Annotated in this window: 5 protein-coding genes and 1 riboswitch; of the genes, 3 read left to right on the forward strand and 2 right to left on the reverse strand. The window is 49.4% G+C overall.

All coding sequences use genetic code 11. The features are described 5' to 3' along the window. Positions 1-74 precede the first annotated feature (74 nt). Positions 75-169, reverse strand: a riboswitch (glycine riboswitch). A gap of 210 nt (positions 170-379) precedes the next feature. After that, the gene (gene rhaB, locus F3H12_RS09180; protein ID WP_243133243.1) at positions 380-1870 is read right to left on the reverse strand and encodes a rhamnulokinase; all 1491 of its coding nucleotides are present in this window, start codon (positions 1868-1870) and stop codon (positions 380-382) included. A gap of 246 nt (positions 1871-2116) precedes the next feature. Between rhaB and F3H12_RS09185 the strand changes: the two genes are divergently transcribed. Continuing rightward, positions 2117-3307: a DNA polymerase IV gene (locus tag F3H12_RS09185; protein WP_149679043.1), complete on the forward strand. Its 1191-nt coding sequence runs from the start codon at positions 2117-2119 to the stop codon at positions 3305-3307. 341 nt (positions 3308-3648) lie between these two features. Next, positions 3649-4839 carry a leucine-rich repeat domain-containing protein gene (locus tag F3H12_RS09190; protein ID WP_149679044.1) on the forward strand — a complete coding sequence of 397 codons (1191 nt, stop codon included), beginning with the start codon at positions 3649-3651 and terminating at the stop codon, positions 4837-4839. Positions 4840-4958: 119 nt separating this feature from the next. Here the strand turns inward: F3H12_RS09190 and F3H12_RS09195 are convergent, their stop codons facing one another. After that, positions 4959-5807 (reverse strand): PHP domain-containing protein, encoded by an 849-nt coding sequence (locus tag F3H12_RS09195; protein ID WP_149679045.1) that lies wholly within the window; start codon positions 5805-5807, stop codon positions 4959-4961. A gap of 159 nt (positions 5808-5966) precedes the next feature. Between F3H12_RS09195 and nagA the strand changes: the two genes are divergently transcribed. Next, positions 5967-7127 carry an N-acetylglucosamine-6-phosphate deacetylase gene (gene nagA, locus F3H12_RS09200; protein ID WP_149679046.1) on the forward strand — a complete coding sequence of 387 codons (1161 nt, stop codon included), beginning with the start codon at positions 5967-5969 and terminating at the stop codon, positions 7125-7127. The last annotated feature ends 348 nt before the right edge of the window (positions 7128-7475 follow it).

The raw sequence follows: 7475 nt of genomic DNA on the forward strand, positions 1-7475 counted from the left end.
ACAAGAATAAGAAAAGCGTTCCGGGATACCGGAACGCAGACTTGAGCCAAAACCGCCTGAATTATCAGGAACGGTTCATCCGTTCTGTCCTTTTGCCTGAGAGATTGGGCATATTTATGCCTTGCCCCTTCGGCCTCCGCTGCAAGCGGATGTCTCCAGAACGCCGTCTGCCGACAGTCCTTTTACCTGGTAGTATCGCTCCTTCGGTCGGGGATATCCCCTGTCTCCTGTCGGTTTCAACCGGTAGCCGTTTGATCTTGAATTAGATTTCATTATACGCTAATCTGCCAAAATTACAATATGTTTTTTAAAATGGTCTTATTTTCCTTATGATTAAGTGGGTTATTTCCCATTACCGGGACTGTCGGCTACTTTATTTTCAGATTTGATCTTCTTCCTGTTGCGTAAGTTTTCTGAACCGATGGTAAGCTTCGTCCCATGTTTCTGTATTCTTCGGTTCGTAAACATCCAACGGGAATGATTCCCGTATCAGGCTACGCGCTTCGTTTAAGTCCTTCACCTCTCCCCTGGCGATGAGTTGGCAGATGATATTGCCGATGGCCGTGGCTTCCACAGGTCCCGCCAGGACCGCTTTCCCTGAGCAATCGGCTGTGAGTCTGTTCAAAATCCTGTTCTTGCAGCCTCCACCCACGACGTGAATGGTATTGAGCCTGCGTCCTCTCACATACTCCAATTCCTCGGCCACCAGCCTGTATTTCAGGGCCAGGCTTTCGAGCACGCAGCGGATAATCTCTCCCTTGGATCCGGGGACTTTCTGTCCTGTTCTCTCGCAATAGGCCTGTACTTTCCGCGGCATGTCCCCCGGCGTGAAAAAGCTGTCATCGTTCGGATCGATAAAGCATTGGAAAGGCGCGCTTTCCTCCGCCTGTCGGTCCATCTCATCAAAACTCAGGGCTTGTCCTTCCCTTTGCCAATACCGCCTGCATTCCTGGATGATCCACAAGCCCATGATATTCTTCAGCACTCGCTTATTCCGGATAACTCCACCCTCATTGCTGAAGCTCAGGCTGAATGTGGTATCGTTGATAAGGGGCTCGCCGGATTCAATTCCCATCAGCGACCATGTACCGCTGCTTATGTAGGCATAATCCTCTCCCGAAGCAGGAACGGCGGCTACAGCGCTGGCCGTGTCATGTCCGGCCACAGCGATGGCCTCCATAGAAGGAATATTCAGTTCTTTCAGTACATCCTCCCTGATGGGGCCGACCCGTGTACAAGCGTCGATAATTTCCGTAAAGATATGCGAGGGTATGCCCATTTTCTCCATCATGTCCCTGTCCCAGTCGCCGGTATGCACGTCCAGAAGCTGGCTCGTGCTGGCAATGGTGTATTCGGTGGACTTGATTCCTGTCAGGAAATAACGTAAGAGATCCGGAGTAAACAGAAGGGTTTCAGCCTTGTCCAGGATGTGAGGCTGCTGTTTTTTCGCAGCCATAAGCTGGTATAAGGTATTGAACTTCATGAACTGAAGGCCGGCCCGTTCATACATCTGTTTCTTGGGACACAGCTCAAATGCGGCCTCTATCATGCCATCGGTCCGGTTATCGCGATAATGATAAGGATTTCCCAACAGATCCCCGTTTACGTCCAGAAGACCATAATCCACACCCCAGGTGTCAATCCCAATGCTGTCAGCTTTATACCCCATGCCGGCGGTCTTCAGAATCCCTTGCTTGATCTCATGGTAAAGCCTCAGAATGTCCCAATAAAGGCTTCCATTGACCATAACCGGCTCATTGGGAAAGCGGTGGGTTTCTGCCAACTCCAACCTGCTTCCGTCATAGCATCCGGCCATGGTCCTACCGCTGCCGGCACCAAGGTCGACGGCTATCATGGTCATTTTTTTCATCTTTTATCCCCCCTTTTTCATTATACACAAAACACTTTAAGGGAAGGAATATGAAAATCCTCATGAGAACATTAATTTAAGATTCTGCAGTTACATCCGGATGAAGAAATCAGGTTCCCTGCTTAATTCCAGACTTCGGCAAGTCAAGAAAATGATCAGCAGGCTTATAGAATAAAATCAAATTCTTCGGAGAGCAGATCCCAGATCCTTTCTTGGAATAAGGTATAATAGAAACCGGGAGGTCTTATGAAAAGGGTAGTCTTTCTGGTGGATATGAACGCCTTTTATATCAGCTGCGAAACCACCCGGCGTCCTGAGTTGGCCGGTATTCCTGCGGCTGTAGCCGGCGATCCCAAAAAGCGCAGCGGCATCATCCTGGCCGCCAATTACGAGGCACGCAAATACGGCGTTAAAACCACCATGACCGTGGGAGAAGCCCAAAAACGCTGTCCAGAAATCATACTGGTCCCTCCTGATCACAGCTTCTACGAGGAGAAATCCAGGCAGGTCATGGAACTTCTCTCAGGCTATACGCCGATCATCGAGCAAGCCTCCATTGATGAGGCATGGCTTGACATGACAGGATGCGAAATTCTTTCAGGGCAGCCCCGTGCCGCGGCCGAGCGGATAATGGCGGATATCAGGGACAAGCTGGACCTTATGTGCTCCATCGGCATATCCGAAAACAAGTTCCTGGCCAAAATGGCCGCCGAGATGAAAAAGCCCATGGGAATCACCGAGCTCTGGGTCCACGATGTGCCTGAAAAGCTCTGGCCCCTGGACGTTAAAGCCATGTACGGGATTGGCAACAAGACCGCCCAACTTCTTGCGAATCTCAACATCCGGACTATTGGCGAACTGGCCAAAGTGGATCCCGCCGTGCTTTCAGAGAAGCTGGGCAAGTTCGCCTTTGAGATTCACCAGAAGGCCAACGGCATAGACAACGATCCGGTAACACCCCATTCCCCCGATGAGATGAAATCCATCGGCCGATCCACCACCCTGCCCGAGGACATCACCGATCTGGAGGAAGCCCGCAAAGTGATCATGGAGCTTTCTGAGGAAATAGCCATGTCGGCCCGCCGGCACAACAAAAAGGGGCGTACCGTGCAGATAACCATCAAGTACAGCGATTTTAAGACCATCACCAGGCAGACAAGGATCTCTCCCACCAACCTTGCACGGGATATCATGCAGGCCGGATTCATGCTGCTGGAGAAGAACTGGAACCGATTCAGGCCGGTGCGCCTTTTGGGCATCAGCATCAGCGGGTTCGAAGAAGATTTTTGCGACCAGGTATCCTTGTTCGAACAGGCCAATATCGGCCACGACAGGGTGAAAGAGGAAAAGCTCGAGAGGACCCTGGACCAGCTCAGGCTAAAATACGGCCTGGATAAAATCAGCCGAGCTGCACTGATCAAAAGGGATCCATCATAGTTATTCCACAGTTTGCGTCACGGCAAATACCTTTTTACTGCATCAGTGTCAAAAGGTAAATAGCCGATTTCCCAAATGCTGTCCTCATGTCGTGCGCATGAGTTACGCATCAGTTCCTCCGTGGCCCTTCCCCGGAGCTTTTCTTGTGGATAACCTGTATGATATCTTACAAAAAGGTCATTTCCAAGCTATCCGTTTTTGTCATGGATATAATTGACAATTACCACTTGTCTGAATTATGATAGGAACTGTTGCTTCCAGGCAGCATCTGTTCAGACTGGCATGTCTGTGAAATTCTTCATGCAGCAAACGACACAAAACGGAAAGTGAGGATTAATCAAATGAAAAAACACATCATGAAACGCATTTTGGTATTGGCTTTCACCGTTGTGGCAGCTCTTGTGTTCCTGTCCTGCTCCAGAGCATCCGTAAAGGATAATGACTATACTGAACCGGAGCGGGAAGACATCATTGAGACGGAAAAACAGGACGAAGACATCTCGCAGGGTGAAGCCGATGACCGGAAAGAAGCATCGGACAATGGCACCGTATCTTCCGATGCGGAAGCAGTTCAGTTTGAAGACAAGGCCATCGAAAACGCCGTCCGTCAGCACGTTGGGAAATCGACAGGTACGATACTGAAAAGTGATTTGACCGGTATTAAATCTATAACCATCGATAAAGTCTGGAACAAAGATGAGCATACCATCTACTTAGGCTGGACCGAATATAACGGTGTAGGCAAAGTAGAAACCATCAATGACCTGAAAGCATTTCCTGATTTAAGGTCGTTGTGTATTTATGGCCCGGTTGACGACCTGAGCATATTGGGAAAACTGAAACAACTTGAGGAACTTGAGATAACGAACTGTACCTATAGCGACATCAGCGCTTTGGATAATTTGACCAACCTTCGCAGATTAAGGCTGGAAAACACTGACCTGACTGATATAGGTACACTTGAGAATCTGACCAATCTTGAAGCGCTGAAACTGGGCAAGAATCAGATCAGCGACATAAGTGTCCTGAGCAATCTGACCAATCTGACATACCTGGATTTGGGTACAAACAAGCTCAGTGACATCAGCGCACTCCAGAACCTCACAAACCTGGAAACGCTCTATCTGGTGCAAAATGAAATAGAAGACATCAGCGCGCTGGAAGCGCTTAAGAACCTCAAATTGCTGTCAATGATGACAAACAAAATCAGCGACATCAGTCCATTAAAGGATATGGCAGAGCTTACCGATTTAAACCTGTCAGATAATAATATCAGTGACATCAGCGCTCTGGGTGGACTGAGCAATCTCACCAACCTGGATCTGGGCGCCAATAATATCAGCAATATCAATGCATTGGCCGGACTTTCCCAACTGGAAAGATTGCATCTGGGCGGGAATCCCATAAAGGACATCAGCGTGCTGAAGGGATTATCCAATCTTCAAAGTGTAAGCCTCTACAGCACCCCAATCAGCGAGAGTGCTATTGAGGATCTCAAAAAGGCATTGCCTGAAACGGATATATCCTATTAAAAATCAAAGAATGAGTGGCATTGCCAAAAAATGGGCTTCCGAAAATCGCGAGCCCGTTTTTTATGTTTAGACAGAACACAAACAGCTGTGCAGGATATATAGTCTCCTGCACTTTTTAATTAAAGTACCAGGTCCGACAGGCGCACGTCCGGATTTCCCAGCCGTCGTTTTGCCACAAAGGAACCGTGGCAGTCCGAGCCGCCGGTTATCAGAAGGCCATGTTCCATGCAGAACGCCCGGGTATACCGGGTTACTTCCTCGCTGTTCTCAATATGATAGCATTCAACACCCTGGATCCCCATCTTCAGCATATCATGAAGCACAGCCCGGTAATCCGGGTTATAGAAGCCGGTGCCTGGATGGGCAAGGACAGCGTATCCGCCTGCCTTTTTTATGATAGCAATGACCTCATCCGCAGGATGGAACCCGGGCGGCTCCGACAATGGCGAATCCTCCGGAAACAGGGCGAAGAACTCCTTATAATCCGTGCAGAGCCCTTTGTCTATACAATAATTCAAAGACTTCCAACCGCCCCTTCGCCGATCGTCCTCATAGCGGTCATAATCCTCGGCGGACACCTGCGGATATCGGCTCGTCAGATAGGCTATCGCCTTTTTGTCCCGCATGGCCATCTTTTCCTCCTGATCTTTCAGGAGCAGTTGAAGGCTGCTGTTTTCAACATCGATGCCCAGCCCGAGGATATGGTAGGTATACCCGGCGTGGATTGAGTCGATCTCAACCCCCGGAATAAAGAAAAGTCCTTGCGTTTTGGCCAAAGCGGCTGTCCGGGAAACGTACGCCACGGTATTATGATCGGTGAGAGCAAAGATTCTGATCCCCGCTTCCTTCACATGCCGCACCAGTTCCTCCGGCGACCAGGTCCCGTCGGAGGCATTGGAGTGCATATGCAGATCCACCCGGACATCCCTTGGATCATTCATTAATCCCTGATAGTATTTCTCCAGCATGGTTAACCTCTTTCATGTACGGACCGTCATGGAGCTGTTTGCGTTTATTATAACCTGTAATCAGGCTGATAAAAAGGGTACGACCTATGCGAACAAATTGATATATAATAAATTCAGCAGTAACAGCCTGCCATAAGTTGCTATAAGGGGAATAACCGAATGGATCTGTTGATTAAAAACGGTCTGGTCTATCACCAGGGAGCTTTTCACCATACCTCTATCACTATTTCAGGTGACAAGATAGTTGCCATGGGGTGTGAGGAAAAGCAAGAGGGTTTTGAGGAAATCGATGCTTCCGGCAAGTATGTTATGCCAGGCTTCATCGACATCCATACCCACGGCGCTGTGGGGGTGGACATCAACCATGCTGCAGGCACGGATATCCTTAAGGTCAGCCGTTTCTTTGCCTCCCAGGGAACGACAGGCTGGTTTGCTTCCATTGTGACCGATACCGAAGAAAATACGCTCCGTGCAATTCAAAGCATCTGTGAGACCATGGACCATCCTGAGCCCGGAGCGGAACTTCTTGGCATCCATTTGGAAGGCCCTTTCCTTTCCCAGGAGTATAAAGGCGCCATGGCCGGAGATCTGCTCAGGAAAGCGGACTGGCCTCTGCTGCAAAAATATCAGCAGGCTGCCGGCGGCAGAATCCGATATATCACTGTTTCCCCTGAAGTGGATGGGGTTCCCGGACTCATAAAGGAAGCCTGCCGGTTGGGCATCGTAGTGGCCATCGGCCATTCGGGGGCCGATTATGAGACAGCCATGGCATGCATACACCATGGCGCCCGTTGCGCTACCCATATTTTCAATGCCATGAAAGGGTTACACCATCATGCGCCTGCCATAAGCGGAGCCGTACTGGAGAGCGACATCTATTGTGAGGCCATCTGTGACGGCAGGCATCTTCATCCGGCCATCGTCCGGCTGCTCTTGAAAGCTAAGGGCGCGGACCGTGTTGTAGCAGTTACTGACAGCATCATGGCCGCCGGGCTCTCCGATGGCAGGTATGTCCTTGGTGCCAATGCCATTGAGGTCATCAACGGGGACGCACGGCTGGTGAGCGACGGTACTCGGGCCGGCAGCACCCTGACCATGATACAGGCACTGCGCAATCTGAAAGCTTTCACAGGAAAGCCCCTTGAAGATCTTATTCCCTTGCTGACCATCAATCCGGCAAGACTTTTGGGCCTGGAGCAGAGAAAAGGCACTATAGATCCCGGCAAGGATGCGGATCTGGTGATCCTGGACGAGGATCTCACGGTAGAAACCACTCTCGTCGGCGGAAGAATCGCCTACGCAAAAGACAGCATGGCATAAGCATTCTCCATTGGTTTCAATGTATATAGCTCATTAGCCTGTGCTTCCAAATCTAAAAGGCAAAGCTCCGCAGCGCTGCCTTTTTTGCTGCTACCTTTCAGATTCTGACTGGAATGCTTCCCCCAGCTGATTGCAAAAGGAGGTCTAATCCGCAGGGGAAGCAGTTTACCTACTTTCCCGCCGAAAGAATGGTTATTGAATTTTATCAATACTTATATTAAATTAGTATTATCCATAATCAACCCAACCAGCAGGGAAGTTGTAAAATAAAATGCCGTAATATATAGAAAACTCATGGTAATCCATTGTAAAATGTTTAATAACCAAAGAAAAACATTAGCAAAGGAG

Origin of the sequence: Thermoclostridium caenicola (assembly GCF_900142095.1) — a bacterium.
Classification (GTDB): Bacteria; Bacillota; Clostridia; order DSM-8532; family DSM-8532; genus Thermoclostridium_A; species Thermoclostridium_A caenicola.